The organism is Mesorhizobium sp. B2-5-4 (assembly GCF_006441095.1).
In the GTDB taxonomy this organism is placed as follows: Bacteria; Pseudomonadota; Alphaproteobacteria; order Rhizobiales; family Rhizobiaceae; genus Mesorhizobium; species Mesorhizobium salmacidum.
Genome location: NZ_VFUR01000001.1, coordinates 386,523 through 408,663 on the forward strand (window position 1 = coordinate 386,523; position 22,141 = coordinate 408,663).

General features: G+C 62.0%; 29 protein-coding genes. 20 read left to right on the forward strand and 9 right to left on the reverse strand.

What is annotated here, in order from left to right; all coding sequences use genetic code 11:
• Position 1: 1 nt before the first annotated feature.
• Together FJ492_RS01975 and FJ492_RS01980 are read left to right on the forward strand one after the other, a co-directional pair.
• On the forward strand, positions 2 to 616 hold the full coding sequence (locus FJ492_RS01975; RefSeq protein ID WP_140768212.1) for a TetR/AcrR family transcriptional regulator: 615 nt from the start codon (positions 2 to 4) through the stop codon (positions 614 to 616).
• Between the two features lie 64 nt (positions 617 to 680).
• Positions 681 to 1,076, forward strand: coding sequence for a rhodanese-like domain-containing protein (locus tag FJ492_RS01980; protein ID WP_027142680.1), 396 nt, complete (start codon positions 681 to 683; stop codon positions 1,074 to 1,076).
• Between the two features lie 12 nt (positions 1,077 to 1,088).
• Here FJ492_RS01980 and FJ492_RS01985 read toward each other — a convergent pair whose 3' ends face one another.
• Positions 1,089 to 2,000 (reverse strand): alpha/beta fold hydrolase, encoded by a 912-nt coding sequence (locus tag FJ492_RS01985; RefSeq protein ID WP_140768214.1) that lies wholly within the window; start codon positions 1,998 to 2,000, stop codon positions 1,089 to 1,091.
• Between the two features lie 47 nt (positions 2,001 to 2,047).
• On the opposite strand from FJ492_RS01985, the gene FJ492_RS01990 reads away from it, so the two are divergent.
• Positions 2,048 to 2,500 carry a MarR family transcriptional regulator gene (locus FJ492_RS01990; protein WP_140768216.1) on the forward strand — a complete coding sequence of 151 codons (453 nt, stop codon included), beginning with the start codon at positions 2,048 to 2,050 and terminating at the stop codon, positions 2,498 to 2,500.
• A 16-nt stretch (positions 2,501 to 2,516) separates the two neighbouring features.
• Here FJ492_RS01990 and FJ492_RS01995 read toward each other — a convergent pair whose 3' ends face one another.
• Positions 2,517 to 3,128 (reverse strand): pyridoxamine 5'-phosphate oxidase family protein, encoded by a 612-nt coding sequence (locus tag FJ492_RS01995; RefSeq protein WP_140768218.1) that lies wholly within the window; start codon positions 3,126 to 3,128, stop codon positions 2,517 to 2,519.
• 63 nt (positions 3,129 to 3,191) lie between these two features.
• A complete protein-coding gene (locus FJ492_RS02000; RefSeq protein WP_027142676.1) occupies positions 3,192 to 3,545 on the reverse strand; it encodes a DUF971 domain-containing protein in 354 nt (117 codons plus the stop codon).
• A 191-nt stretch (positions 3,546 to 3,736) separates the two neighbouring features.
• On the opposite strand from FJ492_RS02000, the gene moaA reads away from it, so the two are divergent.
• From moaA to FJ492_RS02060, 12 genes are all read left to right on the forward strand, one after another.
• On the forward strand, positions 3,737 to 4,732 hold the full coding sequence (gene moaA, locus FJ492_RS02005; protein WP_140750332.1) for a GTP 3',8-cyclase MoaA: 996 nt from the start codon (positions 3,737 to 3,739) through the stop codon (positions 4,730 to 4,732).
• A 75-nt stretch (positions 4,733 to 4,807) separates the two neighbouring features.
• The gene (locus tag FJ492_RS02010; protein WP_246675853.1) at positions 4,808 to 5,260 is read left to right on the forward strand and encodes a hypothetical protein; all 453 of its coding nucleotides are present in this window, start codon (positions 4,808 to 4,810) and stop codon (positions 5,258 to 5,260) included.
• 136 nt (positions 5,261 to 5,396) lie between these two features.
• On the forward strand, positions 5,397 to 5,756 hold the full coding sequence (locus tag FJ492_RS02015; protein ID WP_140505387.1) for a hypothetical protein: 360 nt from the start codon (positions 5,397 to 5,399) through the stop codon (positions 5,754 to 5,756).
• Positions 5,757 to 5,935: 179 nt separating this feature from the next.
• A complete protein-coding gene (locus FJ492_RS02020; RefSeq protein ID WP_140768221.1) occupies positions 5,936 to 6,856 on the forward strand; it encodes a DMT family transporter in 921 nt (306 codons plus the stop codon).
• Positions 6,857 to 6,910: 54 nt separating this feature from the next.
• On the forward strand, positions 6,911 to 7,543 hold the full coding sequence (gene mobA, locus FJ492_RS02025) for a molybdenum cofactor guanylyltransferase MobA (protein ID WP_140768223.1): 633 nt from the start codon (positions 6,911 to 6,913) through the stop codon (positions 7,541 to 7,543).
• Positions 7,540 to 8,049 carry a molybdopterin-guanine dinucleotide biosynthesis protein B gene (gene mobB, locus FJ492_RS02030; protein WP_140768225.1) on the forward strand — a complete coding sequence of 170 codons (510 nt, stop codon included), beginning with the start codon at positions 7,540 to 7,542 and terminating at the stop codon, positions 8,047 to 8,049. Before mobA ends, mobB begins: the two co-directional genes overlap by 4 nt.
• A 159-nt stretch (positions 8,050 to 8,208) precedes the next feature.
• Entirely contained in the window at positions 8,209 to 8,994 is a 786-nt protein-coding gene (locus tag FJ492_RS02035; protein WP_027142669.1) for an ABC transporter substrate-binding protein, read from the forward strand.
• Positions 8,995 to 9,067: 73 nt separating this feature from the next.
• Positions 9,068 to 9,784: an ABC transporter permease gene (locus FJ492_RS02040; protein WP_140768227.1), complete on the forward strand. Its 717-nt coding sequence runs from the start codon at positions 9,068 to 9,070 to the stop codon at positions 9,782 to 9,784.
• Entirely contained in the window at positions 9,781 to 10,605 is an 825-nt protein-coding gene (locus FJ492_RS02045) for an ABC transporter permease (RefSeq protein ID WP_140505397.1), read from the forward strand. Before FJ492_RS02040 ends, FJ492_RS02045 begins: the two co-directional genes overlap by 4 nt.
• A gap of 113 nt (positions 10,606 to 10,718) precedes the next feature.
• Positions 10,719 to 11,588, forward strand: coding sequence for an NAD(P)-dependent oxidoreductase (locus tag FJ492_RS02050; protein ID WP_140768229.1), 870 nt, complete (start codon positions 10,719 to 10,721; stop codon positions 11,586 to 11,588).
• A 7-nt stretch (positions 11,589 to 11,595) separates the two neighbouring features.
• Positions 11,596 to 12,300: a DNA alkylation repair protein gene (locus FJ492_RS02055; RefSeq protein ID WP_140768231.1), complete on the forward strand. Its 705-nt coding sequence runs from the start codon at positions 11,596 to 11,598 to the stop codon at positions 12,298 to 12,300.
• Between the two features lie 104 nt (positions 12,301 to 12,404).
• Positions 12,405 to 12,968 (forward strand): DUF3299 domain-containing protein, encoded by a 564-nt coding sequence (locus FJ492_RS02060; protein ID WP_140505403.1) that lies wholly within the window; start codon positions 12,405 to 12,407, stop codon positions 12,966 to 12,968.
• A gap of 9 nt (positions 12,969 to 12,977) precedes the next feature.
• Here FJ492_RS02060 and FJ492_RS02065 read toward each other — a convergent pair whose 3' ends face one another.
• From FJ492_RS02065 to FJ492_RS02080, 4 genes are all read right to left on the reverse strand, one after another.
• Positions 12,978 to 13,469, reverse strand: a complete 492-nt coding sequence (locus FJ492_RS02065; RefSeq protein ID WP_006205209.1) for an Lrp/AsnC family transcriptional regulator — start codon at positions 13,467 to 13,469, stop codon at positions 12,978 to 12,980.
• A gap of 108 nt (positions 13,470 to 13,577) precedes the next feature.
• Complete coding sequence (locus FJ492_RS02070) at positions 13,578 to 14,252, reverse strand: uracil-DNA glycosylase family protein (protein ID WP_140768233.1); 675 nt, start codon at positions 14,250 to 14,252, stop codon at positions 13,578 to 13,580.
• Positions 14,192 to 14,803 (reverse strand): glutathione S-transferase, encoded by a 612-nt coding sequence (locus FJ492_RS02075; protein ID WP_140768235.1) that lies wholly within the window; start codon positions 14,801 to 14,803, stop codon positions 14,192 to 14,194. Before FJ492_RS02075 ends, FJ492_RS02070 begins: the two co-directional genes overlap by 61 nt.
• A gap of 33 nt (positions 14,804 to 14,836) precedes the next feature.
• Positions 14,837 to 15,460, reverse strand: a complete 624-nt coding sequence (locus FJ492_RS02080; RefSeq protein ID WP_140505409.1) for a thermonuclease family protein — start codon at positions 15,458 to 15,460, stop codon at positions 14,837 to 14,839.
• A 76-nt stretch (positions 15,461 to 15,536) separates the two neighbouring features.
• Here FJ492_RS02080 and FJ492_RS02085 point away from each other — a divergent pair, with 76 nt between their 5' ends.
• Together FJ492_RS02085 and FJ492_RS02090 are read left to right on the forward strand one after the other, a co-directional pair.
• Positions 15,537 to 17,057 (forward strand): HAMP domain-containing sensor histidine kinase, encoded by a 1,521-nt coding sequence (locus tag FJ492_RS02085; protein ID WP_140505411.1) that lies wholly within the window; start codon positions 15,537 to 15,539, stop codon positions 17,055 to 17,057.
• A gap of 48 nt (positions 17,058 to 17,105) precedes the next feature.
• Positions 17,106 to 17,633 (forward strand): GNAT family N-acetyltransferase, encoded by a 528-nt coding sequence (locus FJ492_RS02090; protein WP_140768237.1) that lies wholly within the window; start codon positions 17,106 to 17,108, stop codon positions 17,631 to 17,633.
• A gap of 19 nt (positions 17,634 to 17,652) precedes the next feature.
• Here FJ492_RS02090 and FJ492_RS02095 read toward each other — a convergent pair whose 3' ends face one another.
• Complete coding sequence (locus FJ492_RS02095; protein WP_140505415.1) at positions 17,653 to 18,651, reverse strand: nicotinate-nucleotide--dimethylbenzimidazole phosphoribosyltransferase; 999 nt, start codon at positions 18,649 to 18,651, stop codon at positions 17,653 to 17,655.
• Between the two features lie 198 nt (positions 18,652 to 18,849).
• On the opposite strand from FJ492_RS02095, the gene FJ492_RS02100 reads away from it, so the two are divergent.
• Both FJ492_RS02100 and FJ492_RS02105 read left to right on the forward strand, forming a co-directional pair.
• Complete coding sequence (locus FJ492_RS02100; protein WP_027142658.1) at positions 18,850 to 19,080, forward strand: DUF1289 domain-containing protein; 231 nt, start codon at positions 18,850 to 18,852, stop codon at positions 19,078 to 19,080.
• Positions 19,081 to 19,090: 10 nt separating this feature from the next.
• A complete protein-coding gene (locus FJ492_RS02105; RefSeq protein WP_140505417.1) occupies positions 19,091 to 19,795 on the forward strand; it encodes a TIGR02281 family clan AA aspartic protease in 705 nt (234 codons plus the stop codon).
• A 105-nt stretch (positions 19,796 to 19,900) separates the two neighbouring features.
• Here FJ492_RS02105 and dusA read toward each other — a convergent pair whose 3' ends face one another.
• Entirely contained in the window at positions 19,901 to 20,899 is a 999-nt protein-coding gene (dusA, locus tag FJ492_RS02110; RefSeq protein ID WP_140768239.1) for a tRNA dihydrouridine(20/20a) synthase DusA, read from the reverse strand.
• Positions 20,900 to 21,014: 115 nt separating this feature from the next.
• Here dusA and FJ492_RS02115 point away from each other — a divergent pair, with 115 nt between their 5' ends.
• Positions 21,015 to 21,683, forward strand: a complete 669-nt coding sequence (locus FJ492_RS02115; protein ID WP_246675855.1) for a hypothetical protein — start codon at positions 21,015 to 21,017, stop codon at positions 21,681 to 21,683.
• Positions 21,684 to 22,141 lie beyond the last annotated feature (458 nt).

The following is a 22,141-nucleotide window of genomic DNA, read 5'->3' on the forward strand; positions in this document are numbered from 1 at the left end:
CATGTCGGAAAGAGGCCGTCCCCGCACGTTCGACCGAACCGCGGCCCTGCGGCGCGCGATGGATGTGTTTTGGGCCAAGGGCTATGAAGGCGCGTCGATCAGCGATCTCGCCGCCGCGATGGGCATCAATTCGCCGAGCCTCTATGCCGCCTACGGTAGCAAGGAGGCCCTGTTCCTCGAGGCGACCGATCTCTATTCCCGCGTGGAGGGCGCCGACATCTGGCTCGCGCTGGAAGAGGCGCCAACGGCGCGCCTTGCGATCGAGCGGTTTCTGCGCCTCACTGCAAAGGCCTATTCGCAGACGGATCGCCCGCAGGGCTGCCTGATTGCCCTGGGTGCGCTGCATGAAGACTCGAGCCGAGGCGCGATCTGCACGGATTTGCGGCGCCGCCGCGCCGAGAATCTTGCCGCCTTGAAGAAGCGTCTCGAGCGCGGCGTGGCCGAGGGTGAACTGCCCGCCGGCTTCGATTGCCGTGCCGCGGCGACCTTTTTCGCAACGGTCCAGCACGGCATGTCCATCCAGGCGCGCGACGGCGCTTCCCGGGCCGCCCTGCTGGCGACGGTGGCCGGGGCAATGGCTGCCTGGAAGACCATGGCCGGCACCGTCGAGGCGTGACAAACATCGTTCATTGTGCTCGAAATCCGCCTTGCCAGCAAACCTGCGGCCGGGAGGGACGACAGTGAAAAAAGGGTATCGCGAACTGCTGGATGAGGCCAACGCCGAGATCGAAGTGGTCTCGCCCGAGGAAGCGGCAGGACTGCTTGAAGACGAAGACACCATTTTCGTCGATCTGCGCGATCCTCGAGAGATCGAGCGTGACGGCAGAATTCCCGGCGCCAAGCATGTCACCCGTGGCATGCTGGAATTCTGGATCGATCCCGAAAGTCCCTACCACAAGCCGTTCTTTGCTTCCGGAAAAAGCTTCGTCTTCTTCTGCGCCGGCGGCTGGCGTTCGGCGCTGGCCACCAAGACCGCACAGGACATGGGGCTTTCGCCGGTCAAGCACATTCTCGGCGGCTACACGGCCTGGAAAGCGGCCGGGTTGCCCGTAGAGCCTGGGGAAAAGAAGAAATAGCCTGAATGCCGCTCAGTGGAGCAGAGACGACCCGCGCTGCGTGGTCACGAAGCCGACGGCGCGTTCAACCACACCCTTGTCGGCCAGAATGCGGCGATGGCCAAGCCCGTCGGCCCAGTGCAGCCGCACATGGTCACCGGCGGCGGCATAGCGTCGTGCGTGTTCAGCCGATACCTCCCGGTCGTCAGGCGCGTGGATGACCAGCGTCGGCACGAGCGCCTGGGCAAGCTGGCGGTCACCGGTGAATTCATGCAGCGGCCGGCCGGAGAGATATTCGACGCGGTCAGCCATCGCGACTTGCGAGCGCGGACCGACATTGAGCATGCGGCTGAAGTCGTCGAAAATTGCCGGCAGTGAGCTTGGCGCCGCGATCAGCACAAGACGTGCGGCCGCCAGTGGTAGGATGTCCTTGACGGAGCCGGCGATGGCATTGGCAGCAACAGCGCCTCCGAAGGAATGGCCGACGGCGGCCACAAATGGCCCGAACCATTCGCCGGCCACTCTTGCGGCTTCGACGGCGTTGACCATGTTGAGGTGCCTGCCCTGCGAATGGCCATGACCCGGAAGATCGAGCGAGACGACCTTGTAGCCGGCAGCGCGAAACCCTTCGATCAGCACGCGCATATATTCGGTACGCGAGCGCCAGCCATGGATGACGAGAACGGTGCCGGCAGGCTCGCGGCCCTGCTCGGGGCGGAATTCATGCACCATGACGCAGCCGGTCGCGGTCTTCAGCCGGTGATGCCGCGCCTCGGCCATGAACTCCGCGGCACGGTCGATAGCGCGGCGCTCGCCGTCGGTCAGCGTCCTGGTGCTTGGCGTACGGCAGAACAATTCGAAAGCCGCGCGTCCGGTGATGCGCGGCGCGACATGTTCGGCCGCACCAAACACACCTCGGATGACCTTCAGCCCGAATGATGCCATAGTCAGAATCCATCCATACGTTCAAGCATGAACATAATAGTTCAAAGATGAACAATAAACAAGAGCTACCCTGGGACAACCCGCGTTTTCGCAACTGGGTCGCGGTGGCGCGCGCCTGCCATGTGCTGGAGCGCACACTGGCGGTGAAACTCGCGCCACTCGATCTGAAGCCGGCGCAGCTCGACGTGCTGATGAATCTCTACCGCCATCCCGGCATGTCGCAGCACGACCTTGCCCGCAAGCTGCTCGTGGGCCGCTCCAACATCACCATGTTGTTGCCGCAGCTCGAGACACGTGGCCTGCTGCGGCGCGAAGGCGACGAGAAGGACAAGCGCGTTTTGCGGCTTACGCTGACCGAAGCCGGCGAGGCGCTGCTGATGCAGGCGCTGAAAGTGCACATGGCGCTGATCGAGAAGGCGATGAGCCAGTCGACGCCGGAGCAATGCGACATGATCGGCGACCAGATGCGCAAGATCTATGACGTGCTGAACGAGACGTGACCGCCCTTTCAGAAGATCACCACATCGATTTTTTCGCTCGTTCCGGCCATTCCCTATCGTAGGTTTCGCCGTCGATATTCTTGCGGCTGGTGATTTCCAGGATCTTTCCGGGTGTCGGCAGCGACTTCGGGTCGACATGTCTCTCCGGATTCCACAGCTCCGACCGCACGATCGCCCGGGCGCACTGGAAATAAACCGAATCAACATCGATCACAGTGACCGAACGCGCCGGCTTGCCGTCGACCATGAACGACGCGCACAGCGCTGCATCCGTGGTGATATGCGCCCGGCCGTTGATGCGCAGCGTCGTGCCGGAGCCCGGCACCAGGAACAGCAGGCCGACGCGCGGGTCGCGGATGATGTTCTTTAGCGAATCGGCACGGTTGTTGCCCCGCCGGTCCGGCATCATCAGCTTTTTCGCATCGACGATGCGGATGAAGCCCGCGAGATCGCCGCGCGGCGAACAGTCCAGCCCCTCCGGACCGCTGGTCGCGAGCGCGACGAAGGGCGAGGCTTCGATAAAGGCGGCGTATTCGGGAATGACATGGTCGAGTTCCTTGACCACGGAGGCTTCGCCGGGCAATCCGTAGAGCGCTTCGAGTTGTTCGACTGTGATAATCACCGACATTTTCCGTCTCCCGATCCGCCGCCCCTACTCCCGGCACATGACGTTTTGACGACGCAACGGCGGCTAACGATCGCGGCTCAAGCCCTTCTCGGCAAGCTCCGCGAGATAGGCGTTCCATCGTGCGTCCTTCTCGTGGCCGAGGGTGTGCAGGTAATTCCAGGTGAAGATGCCGGTGTCATGGAAATCGTCGAAGGTGATACGCACGGCGTAATTGCCCACCGGTTCGATCTTTAGGATGGCCACATCGCGTTTGCCGGGAACCGTCACTCTCTGTTCCGGCGAATGGCCCTGCACTTCCGCGGAAGGCGATGCCACGCGCAGCAATTCCGCCGGCAACTCGAACGGCTGATGGCCGGGAAACGTCACGGTGAGCAGCTTGCGGTCCCTGGAGACCCTCAGTTCTTTTGGCGCTGTCATGGTCGATCCTGCCTGAATGCCCTTCCCTACGCTGCTTCGCCCCGTACGCAAAGGCGTCAACGGTGTCCGACACGCAATGTCGGTCGCGGAATGTTACCAAGGATCGAGGCACGCTATCTTGAATGGCGGGCTGGATCGTATCACATAGCTATATATAACGATGCCGATAACGGCCACGGAAACGTTCGAACATGAACATGATCGACCCCTTCGGTCGCACGATCAGCTATCTCAGAGTGTCGGTCACCGACCGTTGCGATTTCCGCTGCACCTATTGCATGGCGGAGGACATGGCCTTCTTGCCCAAGAAGGACCTGCTGTCGCTGGAAGAACTTGACCGGCTCTGCTCCGTCTTCATCGAAAAGGGTGTCAGACGGTTACGCCTCACCGGCGGTGAGCCGCTGGTGCGCAAGAACATCATGCATCTGGTGCGCCAGCTTTCGCGGCACCTCGAAAGCGGCGCACTGGAAGAACTGACGTTGACCACCAACGGCTCGCAGCTTTCGCGCTTCGCCGCCGAACTCGCCGATTGTGGTGTCAAGCGCATTAACGTTTCGCTCGATACGCTCGATGCCGACAAATTCCACGCCATCACACGCTGGGGTCATCTCGACAAGGTCATGGCCGGCATCGACGCGGCTCAGGCGGCGGGACTCAGAGTCAAGCTCAACGCGGTGGCGTTGAAGGATTTCAACGACGCCGAGCTGCCCGAGATGATGCGCTGGGCGCATGGCCGGGGCATGGACCTGACCGTCATCGAAACCATGCCTATGGGTGAGATCGATGCCGACCGCACCGACCAGTATTTGCCGCTGTCGCTGCTGCGCGCTTCGCTCGAGCGCCAGTTCACGCTGACCGACATCCCGTTCAAGACCGGTGGCCCGGCACGCTATGTCCATGTCAGCGAGACCGGCGGGAAACTCGGCTTCATCACGCCGATGACGCATAATTTCTGCGAAAGCTGCAATCGGGTCAGGCTGACCTGCACGGGCACGCTTTACATGTGCCTTGGCCAGGAGGATGCGGCCGATTTGCGCGCGCCGCTGCGCGCGTCCGAAGGCAACGAACTTGTCGCCGACGCTATAGACGAAGCAATCGGCCGCAAGCCGAAAGGCCATGACTTCATCATCGACCGCCGCACCAGCCGTCCGTCGGTGTCACGGCATATGAGTGTCACGGGCGGCTGACCTTCTCGTCTTTTTATGCGAGAATTGCCCTGCAATCTCGGCTTCGGGGCAGACATGCGGTGGCTCTTTTCGATCGTGACATCTCTCGCCGCGGGCTCGGCGAGCACTGCGTTTGCCGCGCAATCCACCTACGTGAACGAGCGCTTCGGCACCGTCTGCACTTTTCCCGACGATGTCTTTACCGATCGCCAGCCCGAGCCTGAGAATGGCGACGGGCAGGTGTGGCTGAGTGCGGACAGCGCCAGCCTGACATGCTCCGGCATATTCAATGTCGATGACGACACGCCGAAGGGATTCATTGCCGGCGAAAGAGCGAGCAACGAGCCGGGCTACGAGGTCACCTACAGCAAGGCCGGCAAGGACTGGGCGGTGCTGTCGGGCGTGAAGGATGGAAAGATCTTTTACGAGCGGCGGCTGTTTGGCAGGGATGGCGTCATCCGCACGGTCTGGATCGATTACCCACCGGCGCTGAAATCGAAATATGACCCGATGGTCGGCGTCATCGCCGGCAGCCTAAAGGGTCCATAGCCATAGCTGGTCACGAGCATTTTAGCCACACCGCAAGCAAATCTTTGTCCGCAAATGCCGGTCCGATTTACTGGTGACGGTTTCCCGCCTAGCCTCCGTTCCCTAGCGGCTCATCGCTTTCTCGGGGGATAACATTATGCGCCAACTTCTTCTTTCTTTCGCCTTGCTCGGCTTGGCCACCCTGCCCGCGGCTGCCCAGTCGATCGGCGGCACTTACACCGTCGCCGGCACCAATTTCGACGGTTCGTCCTATGATGGCGAGGCCACCATCACGCTGACCAGCGGGACCACCTGCGCGATCCATTGGGAAACGGGCGGCTCATCTTCCGATGGCATCTGCATGCGCAACGACAACGCATTCTCCGCCGGCTACGCAATGGGCAAAGATATCGGCCTCGTCGTCTACAAGGTTGAGGATGACGGGTCGCTGCATGGCCTGTGGACCATCGCCGGCAAGGAGGGGAATGGCACCGAGGTGCTGACGCCGAAGAAATAGGGATCGCCTCGGCTGTACAGGTGTCGGGAGGCAATGCCGCCTTCCGACAGAATTCGTGTCTGGTCCAGGATGATTTCACGCCGGCGACGATGGGTATCCGGTCCTGGCCCAGCCCTTTGCTGTTGCTGTTTCGTTGCGGGCTGTTACAGGCTTGCATGCCAAAGCAACCGGTAGATGTCTTGCCCCTTTCCCCAAATCTTCGCGGCGCGTTGTTCATGGTGGTGGCGATGGTTGGCTTCACGCTCAACGACGCCATTACAAAATACTCTTCCCAGTCGATGAACATGGCGCAGGTCATGCTGATCAGAGGGGCGTTCGCCTCGCTCTTCGTCGGCCTGCTGGCCTGGCAACGCGGAGCGCTTGTCCAGCCTCGCCTGATGCTGCAGCCGCTGGTGGCGATCCGTGTGCTGAGTGAAGCGGGCGCCACTGTGTCCTTCCTGGTCGCCCTCGCCCATTTGCCGATCGGCAGCGTTTCGGCCGTCTTGCAAGCACTGCCGCTGGCGGTGACGATGGGCGCGGCGCTGTTTTTCGCCGAAGCGGTCGGCTGGCGGCGCTGGTTGGCGATCGCTATCGGTTTTGCCGGGGTAATGATCATCGTGCGGCCGGGTTTCGAGGGCTTCAGCGTCTATTCGCTGGTGGCGCTGGCCAGCGTCGCGTGCTGCACGGTGCGGGACCTCGCCACCAAGCGCATCCCCCAGGCCATCCCGACGATGCTGGTATCAACCGCCACCGCGCTTGCCATGACCGTCGTCGGCGCGTTTCTGTTGACGCCGCTGGGCGGCTGGACACCGATGACAGGCAAAAGCACGGCGCTGCTGGCGCTGGCGGCAGTGCTGGTGCTGATCGGCTATCAATTCATCATCATGGCGATGCGTTCGGGCGAGATCTCCTTCATCGCGCCGTTCCGCTATACCGCGCTCCTCTGGTCGATACTGCTTGGCCTGATCATCTTCGGTGACATACCGGACATGCCGATGATCGCCGGCGCGGCAATAGTCGTCGGCTCGGGCCTCTATGCGCTTTATCGCGAGCGCATCGTCGGCCGGCGAAGGATCGTCGCCGAAAGCACCAGCCCGGCCACGGCACCGGAAGGACTCTAGCACTCCCTTGAAGCCGCTTGCGATTTCCGGCGGCTGGCGTACAGGCTGGATGGCATGAAGCGCGATGTCGCGGGGATCATTCTGGCCGGTGGCCAGTCGAGACGAATGGGCGGTGGTGACAAGGCGTTGTTGCCGCTGGGCGGCGGCTGCTTGCTTGACCAGGTCCTGTCGCGGTTTGGCCCGCAGTTCGAGACCCTGGCGCTTAGTGCCAACGGCGACCCGGCACGGTTTGCCCGTTTCGGGCTGCCGGTGCTGGCCGATACCATCGAAGGCTTTGCCGGGCCCCTTGCCGGTATCCTCACCGGCCTGGAATGGGCCGCTGCCGGCAGGCCTTGCAAGGCGGTCGTCACTGCTGCCGGCGACACGCCTTTCCTGCCGCTGGATCTCGTCGATCGCCTGGCGGCGGCAGTCGATGAGCGTCCCGGTTCGATCGCCGTCGCTTTCTCGTCAGGCAGGCGGCATCCAACCTTCGCGCTATGGCCGACCGGATGCCGCGAAGCCTTGCGGCATTTCCTGGTCGACGAGGACAACAAGCGGGTTTCGGCCTTTATCGAGCGGCACGACTATGTCGAAGTGGAATTCCCATTCCTGCAATCCGCCGGACAAGCAATCGATCCTTTCTTCAACATCAACGTGCCGGACGATCTTGCCCTGGCCGAACACCTGTTGCAGAGCATGACGCCATGAACAGACGCATCTTCGGCATTACCGGCTGGAAAAACTCCGGCAAGACCACACTCACCGAGAAGCTGGTCGCCGAGCTTGTGCGGCGCGGCTGGAAGGTCTCGACGGTCAAACACGCCCATCATGATTTCGACATCGACAAGCCAGGCGCGGACAGCTTCCGCCATCGGCAGGCCGGCGCAACCGAGGTTGCGATCGTGTCGGGCAATCGCTGGGCGCTGATGCACGAGTTGCGTGGCGAGCAAGAGCCGCCGTTGGACGCGATCCTCTCGCGGCTCGCCCCGTGCGACATCGTGCTGGTCGAAGGCTACAAGCGCGAATCCCACCGCAAGATCGAAACGAGGCGGCTGGAAGCGAGGGACCGGACGCCGCTTGCGGCGGGTGATCCCAATATTGTCGCCGTCGCCGCGGATTTCGCCATCACCGACAAGAGCCTGCCAGTGTTCGACCTCGACGACGTAGAATCCATAGCCGACTTCATCGAGCGCACGACCGGCCTCGCTGCTTGAGATGTAACGTAAGGGCAGAATCCCATTACCGATTTTGGCGGTTTTGCAGTTGCTTTTTTCTTGGAAAGAGTGGGAGTATCGGCCCAGCGGGCGGTCAAAAAGCACCGCCCCACAGAGCCGCTTCGGAACGACGGCCGGGACCATAAAGAGAGGACTATCATGCGTATTGCACTGCGTATCGCGCTCGCCGCATCGGCTGCGCTGCTGACGCTCGGCGTAGCCCAGGCCCAGGAAAAGACCCTGCGGATCGGCACCGAAGGCGCCTACCCCCCATTCAACAACCTCACCGCCGATGGCCAGCTTGTCGGCTTCGACATCGACATCGCCAAGGCGCTTTGCGATGAGATGAAGGTCAAGTGCACCTTCGTCGCCCAGGATTGGGACGGCATCATTCCCGCACTTCAGGCCGGCAAGTTCGATGCCATCGTCGCCTCGATGTCGATCACGCCGGAGAGGAAGGAGAAGGTTGACTTCTCGCACAAATACTACAACACGCCATCGGCGCTCGCCGTGCCGAAGGATTCGCCGCTGAAGGGCGTGACCAAGGAAGACCTCGCCGGCAAGAGCATCGGTGTCGCCACCACGACCACCCATTTCAACTATGCCTCGAAGACCTACACCGACAGCACCGTCAAAGGTTATCCGAGCAGTCCCGAGGAGCAGGCAGATCTTGCCAATGGCCGTCTCGACGCTATCGAGGACGATATCGTCGTGCTGCAGCAGTGGCTTGATTCGCCTGACGGCGCCTGCTGCAAGATCCTCGGCCAGCCCTCGCCGCAACCTGTCGAAATTTTCGGTCCTGGCGCCGGCATAGCCGTTCGCAAAGGCGAGACCGACCTGGTCAACAAGCTGAATTCCGCCATCGACGCCATCCGTGCCAACGGAAAATATAAGGAAATCAACGACAAGTACTTCAAGTTCGACGTCTACGGCGCCGAGTCCTGATCATCATTGCCAAGGCGGCAGGGAACCCCTGCCGCCTTTCATCTCAGGAGCGCCGTGGGGATAAGACCAGTCAATGCCAGCCCAAAGCATATGGACACTGCTGAGTTGGGGACCCGAGGGCTGGAGTGACGATATTGCGTATGGCGCGCTGGTCACCATCGCGCTTGCCCTTGCAACGCTGCCGATCGGCCTGACGATCGGCTTTTTCGTCGCCTGGGCCAAGCAGTCCGAAGAACCGTCGCTGCGGGTGGCCGCCAACATCTACACCACCGTATTTCGCGGCCTGCCGGAACTGGTGACGCTGTTCCTGTTCTTCTTCGGCATGCCCATCCTGCTGCAATATGTCATCCGCCTGTTCAAGCCCGAGGCGACGGTCGACGTCGACAGCTTCATCGCCGGCATGATTGTGCTGTCGCTGATCTTTTCCTCCTACGCCAGCGAGGTATTCCTCTCCGCCTTTCGCGCCATTCCCAAGGGCCAGTATGAGGGCGGCTACGCGATCGGCCTGTCGACATGGCTGACCATGCGCAAGGTGATCCTGCCTCAGCTGCTGCGCATCGCCTTCCCCGGCCTCGAGAATTGCTGGCTCAGCCTGCTCAAGGACACCGCCCTGGTCTCGGTCGTCAACCTCGCCGAAACCCTGCGCAACGCGGGGGTGGCGGCGCGTGTCACGAAACACGCGTTCCTGTTCTACAGCGTCGCGGCCCTGGTTTTCCTCGTCCTGACGGTCCTGTCGTCGATCGCGACCGGGTTCATCTTGCGTTCGCTGGGACGGAGGGAGGCACGATGAGCGTCAGCCAAGCTATCTCCGTTGACCGGCCGCCGCCGCAGGCACGCGGCTGGCCACGCACCCGTATCGTCGGATACGCGCTCGTCGGCCTCTGGATTCTCTTCGGCCTCGGTATCCTCGCCTATCTCATCTATGCCTGGAATGGCGAGTTCTTTGCCAGATATGCGCCTGCCTATCTGCAGGGGCTGTGGACCACGCTGTCGCTCGTTGCGATCTCGATGGTGGTCGGCGCGATCTTTTCGCTGCCCGTCACCTATGGCCGCATGTCGAAGAGCCGTTTCCTGTCCGGCCTTGCCTATTGCTATGTCTATTTCTTCCGCGGCACGCCACTGCTGGTCCAGGTCTACCTCGTCTACTATGGCTTGGGTTCTTTCCGGCTGCAGCTCGAATCCATCGGGCTGTGGTGGTTCTTCCGCGAGGCCTTCAACTGCGGCGTCTTCGCCTTTGCGCTCAACACCGCGGCTTATCAGGCCGAGATCCTGCGCGGCGCCATCGAAAGCGTGCCCAGGGGCCAATGGGAAGGAGCCGCCTCGCTCGGCCTTCACAAGCTGCAGACGCTGCGCAAGGTTGTCCTGCCGCAGGCGTTTATCGTGGCATTGCGGCCCTACGGCAACGAGCTGGTTCTGATGATCAAGGCTTCGGCGATCGTCGCCATCATCACCGTCTACGACCTGATGGGCAACGCGAAGCTCGCCTACGCCAAATCCTTCGATTTCCAGGCCTATGTCTGGGTCGCCATCGTCTATCTTGTGATGGTCGAAATCCTGCGCCACGGCGTCGAATGGATCGAGCGCCGGATCACGATCCACCTAAAGCGCTGAACCGTTCCTGATTGGCCTGTGCCAGTCGATGCGGCGGTGCGCGCCTTGACGAATTCGTCGCATGGCCTAGAGCTTCCGCAGCTGAAATCTCTGTTTCGCCGGAAGGACAAGGCATGGCATCGGTGGCATTTCTCGGTCTTGGCGTCATGGGCTATCCCATGGCCGGACACCTGAAGAACAAGGGCGGCCACGACGTCACCGTCTACAACCGCACCCAAGCCAAAGCCGAACAATGGGTCGCCCAACATGGCGGCAGCCTTGCCGCGACGCCGGCCCAGGCCGCCGAGGGCAAGGATTTCGTCTTTTCCTGCGTCGGCAACGACGATGATTTGCGCTCGGTGACCACGGGGTCGGAAGGCGCCTTCAAGGCGATGGAGAAAGGCTCGGTCTTCATCGACAACACCACGGCGTCGGCTGAAGTCGCGCGCGAACTGGCGCAATCCGCGCAATCGGGCGGATTCTCATTTCTCGACGCACCGGTCTCCGGCGGTCAGGCCGGCGCCGAGAATGGCGTGCTGACCGTCATGGTCGGTGGCGAGGAGGCGGCGTTCGACAGGGCCAGGCCCGTCATCGACGCCTTTGCCCGCATGGTTGGACTGATGGGGTCGGCGGGCGCCGGCCAGCTCACCAAGATGATCAACCAGATCTGCATCGCCGGATTGGTGCAGGGACTGTCGGAAGGCATCCACTTCGGCAAGAAGGCCGGCCTCGACATCGAAAAAGTCATTGAGGTGATTTCCAAGGGTGCGGCCGGTTCGTGGCAGATGGAAAACCGACATAAGACCATGAACGCCGGCAAATATGATTTCGGTTTCGCCGTCGACTGGATGCGCAAGGACCTCGGCATCTGCCTGGCGGAAGCCGACCGCAACGGCGCCCGGCTGCCGGTGACCGCGCTTGTCGACCAGTTCTACAAGGACGTGCAGGCGATGGGCGGCAAACGCTGGGATACATCCTCGTTGCTGGCCCGGCTGGAAAAATAGGATCGCGATGGCCGAGCTTTCGCCCCAATCCAGTGCAGAAGAAATCGTCGCGTATCTGCGCTCGATCGCCACGGCGGAAAATCGTCTTGGCATGCTGCGCTACGGCATCAAGATCGAACGTGCGCTCGGCATCTCGCACGGTGTGCAGCGGCAGATTGCCAAGAAAATCAAGCGCAACCACGAGCGCGCGTTCGCGCTGTGGCAGACAGGTATCGTGGAGGCGCAATTCATCGCTTCCGTCACGGCCGACCCAAAGCGGTTTTCCGCCGCGGATGCAAGGCAATGGGCGTCGAGCTTCGACTCCTGGGATATCGTCGATGGCGTCTCTGATCTGTTCGTCGACACGGATGCCTGGATAGAACTGATCAGCGAATTTGCGGCCGATGAACGGGAATTTGTTCGACGCACGGCTTTTGCCATGATGGCCTGGTCTGTCGTCCACCGGAAGAAAGAGCCGGAGGCGACCTTTCTCGCCTTCTTGCCCATCATCGAAGTGCAGGCCACCGACGCCCGCAATTTCGTGAAGAAGGGTGTGAATTGGGCCCTTCGTTCGCTCGGCAAACGGTCCATGGTTATGCACGGTGCTGCCCTTGCTGTCGCCGAAAGGCTCGCGCAATCGACCGACAAGACCGCGCGCTGGATCGGCAAGGATGCTGTGAAGGAACTATCGGATGCCAGGACAATCGAGCGCCTCGCCGCCAGAAAGACCTGACAGGTTGAGGAGTGCTGCGGCCGGTTCTCGCCCGACATATGATGCGGCTCGAGCATTGACGCCACCGACGGCGGCGTCTTTACTCGCCCGCAAAGGATGCGGCCATGACCCATTTCAAATCAATCCTGGCGCTTGCTGCCGCGCTTGCTCTCTCCACCGCCGGCGCTTCGGCCGAAACCACGCACATCTTTTGGAAGGATTTGCGCCCAGTAACCCAGGCGGTTGCCGAAGACGCCGGCCTGCCGATGATCGCGGCGAAACTGCCGGATCACGGCGAGACGCTGTCGGTTGCCCTGCAGGGCAAAACGATACAATTAGCCGGCTATGCATTGCCGGTCGATCGCGACGGCGATCTCGTCTATCAGTTCCTGCTGGTGCCTTGGACCGGCGCGTGCAGCCACATGCCGACGCCGCCGCCCAATCAGATCATGCTGGTCACGCCTGCCCGTCCCTACAAGATGTCGAAAGCCTACCAGCCGGTCGCCGTTACTGGTGCCCTGAAGCCGGAGATGGAGAAAAGCCAATTGTTCATTCTCGACGGCGTCAGCGTCATCCAATCCGGTTACGCCGTGCGCAAGGCAGATGTCATGGCCGTCGACACGGTGCCGGATTCCATCGTATTGCCGGTGAACTCGCCCTGGAGTTTCCTCAACAAGAAGAAGAATTGAGTTGCGGGATCAGGCCGCGTTGGCGCCCGACTCCTTGTCCAGCACCATGTAATCGAGCGGGATTTCGGTCGTGTACTTGATCTGCTCCATGGCGAAGGACGACGACACGTCCCGGATCTCGATCTTGGCGATCAGCCGCTTGTAGAAGGCGTCATAGGCGGCGATATCGGGCACCACGACACGCAACAGGTAATCGACGTCGCCGCTCATGCGATAGAATTCGACCACCTCGGGAAATTCCTGGATGACCTCGGAGAACCGGCGCAGCCATTCATGGCTGTGCGAATTGGTGCGGATCGACACGAAGACGGTGACCCGCACATTGACCTTTTCGTGGTCGAGAATGGCGACGCGCCGCTTGATGACGCCCTCCTCTTCGAGCTTCTGGATGCGCCGCCAGCACGGCGTGGTCGACAGGCCGACTTTCTTGGCAACGTCGGCGACCGCGAGCGTCGCGTCCTCCTGCAGGAGGCGGAGAATTTTTCGGTCAAGGCGATCCATCGGAAGCTCCTGGTGGAATAGTTTCGCTATATTCCCTTTTATTTGGGCCGTTCACAAGAAAGAAATTCTGCTGCCTGCGCCGAAAGCGAGTGATTTCTTGCTGAATGCCTAACCGAGGCGATAGCGGATTTCCGACCGCAGGAAAGGCAGCAAATCCATTTCAAACCAAGGATTCTGCTTCAACCAGCCAGTGTTGCGCCAGGATGGATGTGGCAATGGCAGCACTTTGGGGCCGACGGAACTGTCCCAGATGGCGCGCCAGTTCATCACTGTTTCCGTCAGCGAGGGGCGGCGCGCCGCGCCCATGTGCCAGGTCTGCGCATAGATGCCGATCGCCAGCACCAGGTCGATCCGCGGCATCGACGCCATCAAGGGCGCGCGCCAGGCCGGGGCGCACTCACGCCTCGGCGGCAGGTCGCCGCCCTTGGCGTCCTGTCCGGGAAAGCAGAAGCCCATCGGCACAATGGCGAATTTCTCGATGTCATAAAATTCGTCGCTGGTCACACCGAGCCAATTGCGCAGGCGGTCGCCGGAAGCGTCGGTGAATGGCATGCCCGACACATGCACCTTGGTTCCCGGGGCCTGGCTGGCGATCAGGATGCGGGCGCTTGACGAGGGTCGCAGCACCGGACGCGGCTTGTGGGGCAGCGGCTTGCCGGCGGGAGTGTCGACGCAGATGCGGCAGGCGCGGACCGTCGCGGCGAGCCTGTCCAGTTGGACGCTCAAGCGGCGGCACTCGGGCGGCTGGAGACGGCCTGATGCCAACGTAGCACATTGGTGCATTCCTCCGGCACCTTGATGCGTGCCGGCTTCATGAAGTCGATCGCGATCAGGCCGGTGATGTCGGCAATCGAAAAGCTGTCGCCGGCGGCGAATTCGCGGCTGCCCAGTTCAGCGTCCAGCAGCCTGAGAAAATCCACCGCCTTCGGCTTGTTGGCCTCGCCCCATTCGGAGATCTGCGGGATTTCCCATTCCTTCATGGCCGGATGGATGTGGCGGAAAGCTTGCGTGACGCTGCTGAGCAGGTTGAACTCCATCCGCCTCTGCCACATCTCGACCTGCGCCTTGCCAAGTGCGCCGCGCCCGAACAATGCCGGCTCGGGATAAAGCTCCTCGAAATAGCGGCAGATAGCGACGGATTCGGTGAGGATGGTGCCGTCATCGAGCTCCAGAACCGGCAGGCGCCGCAGCGGATTGCGCGAGCTGACCGGCTGCTGCTTGTGTTCCAGTGCGCCCATGTCGATGGGCACCAACGGAACCGTGGTCCCCTTTTCAGCGAGGAAAACGCGAACCCGCCGTGGGTTGGGCGCACGACCGCCGTCGAACAGCTTCATTTCAATCCTCCTTTTCCTTTCGCCAGACATGCTTCACCAGAACCGAAATATCTCGCGCACGGCATCGCCGATCGACGCCAGCATGCCATGTTTTCGCTCCACGACATCGCCGTGGTGGCTGTCGCGCCAATCCTGCGGCTGGTCGAACGTGCCCGCCCAGATGCCAATCCTTGCGGCGCGCGCGGTGGCTTCCTCGCCTTCGAAGTCGCCATAGGCGACGGCCCAGCCCGCCTCGACCTGGGCGCGGTTGAGGTCGGTGCCGCCGGCCTTGCAGTCGCCAAGCAACCGGCCATAGCGATCGCGCTGCCAGCCGCTGCAAGTGACCGGCCTGCCGGCGATCAGCCGCACCAGCGATTGGCGCGCCTGAGTACCACAGGCATAGTCGGCGCCGCTCTTGCGGCAGGTCTGGGTATACTCCGGAGCGTCGATGCCGCGCATTCGGATGCGCTCGGCGCCGAGCGTGATCGAATCGCCGTCATTGATGATGGCCGTACCTTGCGTCTTGCGTGTCTCCACCCGGTCAAGACGCGCCGCAAGCAGGATCAACAGCCCCAGAATGATGACGGTCAGCCCGTAGTCCAGCAGCTTGCGCCACAGGCTTCTGCGGCGAGGTGCCGCGTACCGCGGGCGCGACCTTGGCGACCAGGAACGGCTCATATGGCAAACGGTTGGTTAATCATTCGAACGTAGCTTAACACCTTGAAATCGCTGCGCGCATAAATTGAAGCTTTTGATGCCCTCGCAACGCTCGAACACAGCGGACAAGTTCATTGTGGACCGCAGGAAACGGCATCGCAACAGCGATGTCGCGCGCGCGGTGCGCAAGACGCGCGACCGTCTTTCGCAGCAGGCCGGCAATCCCGATTTCGATCGCGAACTGCTGAAGCTCCACGCCCGGACCATGACAAGCGGTGCCGTCGTCATCCCGCTGCTCGTCCTGGTGATCGCCGCGGCCGGCCGTTTGGCCGGTGTCGGCAATGAGATCGGGCTCTGGGCTTTGTTTACGCTCACCTGCTATACAACAGTCGTCTTCATGGCGCGGCGCATCGAGCGCACGGAAGCTTCCGAACTCAACTCATTGCAAACGCGAAGGGAATTCCTGGTCGGGCATTTCCTTTGCGGCCTAGGCTGGGCCTGGTTCGTCTGGCTGGGCTGCGGCGCCTGCGAGGTCGACCAGTTCCAGGTGATCAAGGCGGTGGTGCTCCTGTTCGCCATGGCAGGGACCGCGCTCATGGCCTCGTCCCTGAGCGGCGCCCTGCTGGCGACCTTCGCGTTTCCAGTGGCGCTCTACGCCTATGCCGCGACCAGGTCGTGGATGCCGGTCGAGGCGATCATGGCCGGGCTGCTCGTCCTGTCGCTGCCTTTCTTCGCCTATATCGCCAGTCACCTCAATCGCTTCTCCCTGCTGCTCTTGTCGTTCCGCTCCGAAAAGGATGCGCTGATCGCCGAAGTGGAGACGGCGAAATCGATGTCGGACGAGGCGCGGCGGCGGGCCGAGGACGCCAACCTTGCAAAATCGCGTTTCCTCGCCTCGATGAGTCACGAATTGCGCACCCCGCTCAACGCCATTCTCGGCTTTTCCGAGGTGATGGCGAACGAGGTGCTGGGGCCGATGAGCAATCCCACCTATCGCGACTATGCCCATGACGTGCATGATTCAGGCCAGCACCTGCTCGACCTGATCAACGAGATCCTCGACCTGTCGCGCATCGAGGCCGGCCGATACCAGCTCAACGAGGAGCCGGTGATGCTGCTCAACATCGTCGAGGATTGCTGTCACATGATGGAGCTGAAGGCACGCAATAAGGATATCCGCGTCGTTCAGGATTTCGAACAGACATTGCCGCGGCTGTTCGCCGACGAGCGCGCCGTGCGCCAGATCGCGCTCAACCTTCTGTCCAACGCCATCAAATTCACCGCCACCGGCGGCGAAATCCGCGTCCGGGTCGGCTGGACGGCGGGTGGAGGACAGTACATTTCGATCAAGGACAACGGCCCCGGCATTCCCGAGGACGAGATCCCGATCGTGCTTTCAGCCTTCGGCCAGGGGTCGATCGCCATCAAGAGCGCCGAGCAAGGCACCGGGCTTGGCCTGCCGATCGTGCAAGGGCTGCTCGCCATGCATGGCGGCGAGTTCGAGCTTCATTCCAAGCTGCGCGAGGGCACCGAGGCGATCGCCATTTTCCCGCTGAGCAGGGTGATGGAAGAACTGCCGGCGCTGCCGACCGCCGCGGTCGCCGCGCGACGGCGGTAGCGCCTTGGGCGCCTGCGTCGACACAGCCGCGAAAAGGAACGGACCATAATGACGGCGGAGTGGGATGCCAGCAGCATCGAAATCAAATCGCAGCGGCTTCGCCTGAAGCTGTTTGCGGCCGACGATGCCGCAGAAGTCTTTGCCGCCATCACTCCCGCGATCACCCGCTTCATGCAGTGGGAACCACCTCGATCACCAGCGGCTTTTGGCGAGGTATGGCGATCCTGGCCGGCCCCGATCCTTGACGGATCGGATTGGCATTTCGTCGTGCGTTCGTTGGCGGACGGTCGCTGCCTGGGGCTTGTCGGCCTTCATGCGGCCAGGACTGCTTGTCCCGAGATCGGAATTTGGCTAAGGGAGGACGTACATGGAAACGGCATCGGCCGCGAGGCCGTTGCCGCCGTGGCGGCTTGGGCGTCCGACGCATTCAATCCGGATTGCTTCGAGTATCCAGCCGCAGAAGAGAACGTGGCGAGCAGAAGGATCGCGGAAGGCCTTGGCGGTTCAATAGTCGAGACACGCTCGAATTCGAAATATACCTCGGTCGTCTATCGCATTCCCAATAGCCGGCGTTGACGCGCGAGGACCGGGGACGTTAGCCCCGCACAGCCGCCGCCATGCCTGAACTTGTCAATGCCGCTGCCTTGACCAGCCCGGCCGCCAGGGCTGCTCCTGCCCCTTCGCCATGACCGATGCCCAGATCGAGCAGCGGACGCAGCCCGAGGTGCTCGGCGGCCCTTGCATGCGCGGGCTCCGGCGACAGGCTGGCGAGAAGACAATGATCAAGCGCTGCGGGGTTCGCCGCATGCAACACCGCCGCGGCTGCCGTTGCCGCGAAGCCATCGAGCAGTACCGGTATCTGCTGCATCCGCGCGGCAAGGATTGCGCCGGCTATCGCCGCGAACTCGCGGCCGCCGACCCGGCGCAGCGCCTCCAGCGGGTCTTCCAGATGGTTCCCGTGAAAGGCCAGCGCCGCATCGATCACCTCCGCCTTGCGGGCCTGCATCGCCGCATCGGCGCCGGATCCCGGACCAATCCAGTCGGCACCCCTGCCCCCCAGCAACGCGGCGAACAGGGCGGCGGCGACGGTGGAGTTGCCGACGCCGAGATCGCCCAGGCAAAGCAGGTCGGTGCCGCCGGCAATCGCCTCCATTCCGAAGGCCATGGTGGCCGCGCAACCGCGTTCATCGAGCGCGGCATCCTCGGCGATGTCGCCGGTCGGGATGTGCAGGGCAAGATCGAACACCTTCAGACCGAGGTCGTTGGCAATGCAGATCTGGTTGATCGCCGCACCGCCGGCCGCGCAAAGCTCGACCGCGTTGGCGGTCGCCGCCACGGGCCTCGTCGAAATGCCATGCCTGACAACGCCATGATTACCGGCAAAGACAGCCATCAAGGGCCTGGTCACGGCGGGCGGAGCGCGACCGCTCCAGGCCGCGAGCCACGCGGCGATGTCCTCGACGCGGCCAAGCGAATTCACCGGCTTGTCGGCCTTGGCAAACAGCGTGCGCACGCGCGCTTCGGCTTTGAGGTCGGCTGCCGGCAAATTGTCGAGCAGGTTACGGAAATCATCGAAAGGCAGTGCACTGGTCATGTCGCGAACAATCGTTCCTGGATCCAGGGAGCGGCATAGCTGCCTTGCGTGATCGGCACAACCTCCTCGATCGTCCTTGCTGATTTGCCGCAAAGACGGTCACGGAAGGCGCTATCGCGAGGGCTTGCATTGGCTTTGCCGTTGCACCATGTGGAGATGGAAGAGCGGATTCCGGACCGGGTCCCTCGAGAGAAAGTCATGACGGCCATCGAAACTCCCTGCATCCTGGTCTGTTCGATCGATATGAAAACCGGCTTCTGCTTCGGTTGCGGCCGCACGCGCGACGAGATCGGCGCCTGGATGGCGATGACGCCCGAGACGCGCCGCAGCGTGATGGCCGAACTGCCGGCCCGGCTGGAAACCGTCGAGCGCCGGCCGCGCCGGGAAACACGCCGCACCCGCATGGCGCGCGAACGCGACGCACTCTAGCGAGGAACGGATGAGCAGCCGGCTGTTCTGGACTGTGATGGCGGTGATCGGCGTGGGGGCAGCGCTTCTCATGCTCAACGATTCCGCAGGCAGCACGCTCGGCGTCGAGAATTACGATTTTGGACGGCTGATCTGGCTTGGAGCTTTCGGCGCCCTTATCGGTGCCGGCTTGCTGCGGTCGGCGCCGCTCGGAGTGATGGCCCGCAATCTCGGCGCCTGGGCCGCTATCGTGCTCGCGCTGATTGCCGGCTACCAATATCGTTACGAGCTGCAGGACGTCGCCAGCCGCGTGACCGCGGGCCTCGTTCCCGGCAGTCCGCTGGCGCTCGGCGTCGAAGACGGCCACGCCACCGTGACCCTGGACAAGGCCGACAATGGTCATTTCGAAGCGCGCATCCTGGTCAACGGCAACCCGGTTCGCACCGTCGTCGACACCGGCGCGACCAGCACGGTCCTGACTTCGGAAGACGCGCAAGCCGCCGGCTTCAATCCGGCGGCGCTCAACTACACAATACAGGTTTCGACAGCCAACGGCATGGCACGCGCCGCAGCGGTCAAAACCCACGAGCTGGCGATCGGCGGCATCGTGCGCAAGGATATGTCGGTAATGATCGCCGCTCCCGGCATGCTGAGCCAAAGCCTGCTCGGCATGAACTTCATCGGTTCGCTCTCGGGCTTCGACGTGCGCGGCGACCGTATGATCCTCAGGGACTAATGCATGTCGCCCGGAAGTGCCCTCGGTTCCGGGACAACGACATGCATAAAGTCAGAAGCTTACAGCCGGTCAGGCGAATCCTATTCGCCGCGACATGCTGTAAGTTCAGGCCGCTTCGGCGGCCGCTCCACCAAATTCGACAGCCGCGAAAGCCGTCTTCAGCACGTCCGGTCCGGCTCCGGGCCGGGTCGCGTCGGTGGATAGGATCTGGCGGTAGCGGCGCGCGCCGGGCAGCCCGTGAAACAGCCCGACCATATGGCGGGTGACATGGCCGAGCCGTCCGCCTTGTTCGATATGGCGCGCCGCATAATCCGCCATCGCATCGACCAGCGCCGCGAAATCGAACGCTTCCGGCAGCGCTCCGTAGAAGGCGGCGTCAACACCGGCCAGAATGCCTGGTGTGTGGTACGCGGCGCGGCCGAGCATGGCCCCATCGACATGATCGAGATGCGTCCGAGCCTCTTCAAGCGACTGAATACCGCCATTGATGCCAATGAATTTACTCGTCTTTTTTTCCTTCAGCCGATAGACCCTGTCATAGTCAAGCGGCGGGATGTCGCGGTTTTCCTTGGGGCTCAGCCCTTCCAGCCACGCCTTGCGAGCATGCACCCACAAGGTATCGGCGCCGGCATCGAAAACCCCATTCGCCAGCGCATCGAGCGCCGGCTCCGGATCCTGTTCGTCGACGCCGATGCGGCATTTGACCGTGACCGGCACCGTCACTGCCGCTTTCATCGCGGCGATGCAGTCGGCGACAAGGTCGGGCACTTTCATCAGGCAAGCGCCGAAGGTGCCCGACTGGACGCGGTCGGACGGGCAGCCGACATTGAGATTGATCTCGTCATAACCGAAGGCCTCGCCAATACGCGCCGCTTCGGCAAGTTTTGCGGGATCCGAGCCGCCAAGTTGCAGGGCGACGGGATGTTCCACCTCATCGAAGCCAAGCAGCCGCTCGCGTGCGCCATGGATCACTGCGTCGGCGACAACCATTTCGGTGTACAGCATCGCATGTATCGTCAGCCGGCGATGGAAGAACCGGCAATGCCGATCCGTCCAATCCATCATGGGTGCAATGGCCAGCCTATGATCTTGATTTTTCAGCATTTTTCCTTTAACATCAAATTCTTAGGTCCTAGCGGCCCAACCCGAATTTACGCCAGAATACGACCCTTTTCGCCACGTTTCGATCTCTCAGTGCACACGAAGCGCACACGAAAAAATGGCCACCTACACAAAGCTCCCGTCCGGTTCCTGGCGTGTCCAAGTCCGTCGCAAAGGACGCTACGTCAGCGAAACCTTCCTGCGCCGAGACGACGCACGACGTTGGGCAACTGATGCCGAACGGCAAGTCGATCGTGGCGAGACGCCGACAAAGTCCCGTATAGCGCGCCTGAAGACCTTCGGCGAACTGATAGACCTTCATATCGACGACATGTGCGATGTAGGCAAGTCCCCTCGCCGCTCCAAGGCCGCGGCCCTCGATATGCTCCAACGGCATCTGGGGAAGTGCAACCTAGCAGCGCTCGATCGCGAACGGCTCATTCGTTTTGGTCGTGACCGCGCCGCCCAAGGTGCCGGACCGATGACCCTCGGTATCGACATCGGCTTTATAAAACTTGTTCTTACTCACGCCGCTGCGGTCCACGGCCTGCCCGTCAAGGTCGAACCGGGTGATTTCGCGCGTGTCGCCCTAACGAGGCTTGGTCTCGTTGGCAAAGGCCAACAGCGAGATAGACGACCGACACAGGATGAACTCGACAAGCTCATCGCTCATTTCGAGGCAAACCCTCGCCAGATTGCACCGATTAGCCAGATCATTCGGTTCGCTGTCGCAACCGCGATGCGCCAGGAAGAGATATGCAAGGCGCGTTGGCCCGATTTGGAATAACCGGTGCCTTACGTTCAATCAGGCCGGTGATCGGCCCTACATAGGCGTCATATTCGTCTTGCGCCACCGACACATCTCTGACCAGTAACGGGTCCCAATCCGATAGTAGGATTGTGCGGATTGCCGCTCCCATTGATTTAATACTCATCATCGTTTGCCATTGGTTCGTCATTTCGGCCAGAGGGTAACGACTTGGCCAAGGGGGTTAAGGACCACGACTGCGCCGGCTCCGGTAAATCTTGTAGTGCCATTCGCCATCGGCGTCACCGAAATTGGGTTCGCTACGGCGTCCATGATCGCTGCTGGAGACTCAGACCCGCGAAGAGCAGGCACCACAATGGCCGTTCTGCATGGTACTGGCCGAGATGGTTGACCGTGGAGGTCTGTGGCCTAGCTAGAGTTCAGGATGGACCGTCCGGACCCCGAAAATGCGGATTGGAACGCACCGTGGGAGAACT

Bases quoted from the DNA above. Each gene is read 5' to 3' on its own strand.
- dusA (WP_140768239.1), bottom strand. From the start codon at position 20,899: ATGCTGAAAAATCAAGATCATAGGCTGGCCATTGCACCCATGATGGAT.
- FJ492_RS02035 (WP_027142669.1), top strand. From the start codon at position 8,209: ATGCGTATTGCACTGCGTATCGCGCTCGCCGCATCGGCTGCGCTGCTG.
- moaA (WP_140750332.1), top strand. From the start codon at position 3,737: ATGAACATGATCGACCCCTTCGGTCGCACGATCAGCTATCTCAGAGTG.
- mobB (WP_140768225.1), top strand. From the start codon at position 7,540: ATGAACAGACGCATCTTCGGCATTACCGGCTGGAAAAACTCCGGCAAG.
- FJ492_RS02070 (WP_140768233.1), bottom strand. From the start codon at position 14,252: ATGCACCAATGTGCTACGTTGGCATCAGGCCGTCTCCAGCCGCCCGAG.
- FJ492_RS02080 (WP_140505409.1), bottom strand. From the start codon at position 15,460: ATGAGCCGTTCCTGGTCGCCAAGGTCGCGCCCGCGGTACGCGGCACCT.
- FJ492_RS02095 (WP_140505415.1), bottom strand. From the start codon at position 18,651: ATGACCAGTGCACTGCCTTTCGATGATTTCCGTAACCTGCTCGACAAT.
- FJ492_RS02115 (WP_246675855.1), top strand. From the start codon at position 21,015: ATGGCCACCTACACAAAGCTCCCGTCCGGTTCCTGGCGTGTCCAAGTC.
- FJ492_RS02105 (WP_140505417.1), top strand. From the start codon at position 19,091: ATGAGCAGCCGGCTGTTCTGGACTGTGATGGCGGTGATCGGCGTGGGG.
- FJ492_RS01975 (WP_140768212.1), top strand. From the start codon at position 2: ATGTCGGAAAGAGGCCGTCCCCGCACGTTCGACCGAACCGCGGCCCTG.
- mobA (WP_140768223.1), top strand. From the start codon at position 6,911: ATGAAGCGCGATGTCGCGGGGATCATTCTGGCCGGTGGCCAGTCGAGA.
- FJ492_RS02065 (WP_006205209.1), bottom strand. From the start codon at position 13,469: ATGGATCGCCTTGACCGAAAAATTCTCCGCCTCCTGCAGGAGGACGCG.
- FJ492_RS02040 (WP_140768227.1), top strand. From the start codon at position 9,068: ATGCCAGCCCAAAGCATATGGACACTGCTGAGTTGGGGACCCGAGGGC.
- FJ492_RS02055 (WP_140768231.1), top strand. From the start codon at position 11,596: ATGGCCGAGCTTTCGCCCCAATCCAGTGCAGAAGAAATCGTCGCGTAT.
- FJ492_RS01995 (WP_140768218.1), bottom strand. From the start codon at position 3,128: ATGTCGGTGATTATCACAGTCGAACAACTCGAAGCGCTCTACGGATTG.
- FJ492_RS02015 (WP_140505387.1), top strand. From the start codon at position 5,397: ATGCGCCAACTTCTTCTTTCTTTCGCCTTGCTCGGCTTGGCCACCCTG.
- FJ492_RS02000 (WP_027142676.1), bottom strand. From the start codon at position 3,545: ATGACAGCGCCAAAAGAACTGAGGGTCTCCAGGGACCGCAAGCTGCTC.
- FJ492_RS02075 (WP_140768235.1), bottom strand. From the start codon at position 14,803: ATGAAGCTGTTCGACGGCGGTCGTGCGCCCAACCCACGGCGGGTTCGC.
- FJ492_RS02100 (WP_027142658.1), top strand. From the start codon at position 18,850: ATGACGGCCATCGAAACTCCCTGCATCCTGGTCTGTTCGATCGATATG.
- FJ492_RS02060 (WP_140505403.1), top strand. From the start codon at position 12,405: ATGACCCATTTCAAATCAATCCTGGCGCTTGCTGCCGCGCTTGCTCTC.
- FJ492_RS01985 (WP_140768214.1), bottom strand. From the start codon at position 2,000: ATGGCATCATTCGGGCTGAAGGTCATCCGAGGTGTGTTTGGTGCGGCC.
- FJ492_RS02045 (WP_140505397.1), top strand. From the start codon at position 9,781: ATGAGCGTCAGCCAAGCTATCTCCGTTGACCGGCCGCCGCCGCAGGCA.
- FJ492_RS02090 (WP_140768237.1), top strand. From the start codon at position 17,106: ATGACGGCGGAGTGGGATGCCAGCAGCATCGAAATCAAATCGCAGCGG.
- FJ492_RS02085 (WP_140505411.1), top strand. From the start codon at position 15,537: ATGCCCTCGCAACGCTCGAACACAGCGGACAAGTTCATTGTGGACCGC.
- FJ492_RS01990 (WP_140768216.1), top strand. From the start codon at position 2,048: ATGAACAATAAACAAGAGCTACCCTGGGACAACCCGCGTTTTCGCAAC.
- FJ492_RS02050 (WP_140768229.1), top strand. From the start codon at position 10,719: ATGGCATCGGTGGCATTTCTCGGTCTTGGCGTCATGGGCTATCCCATG.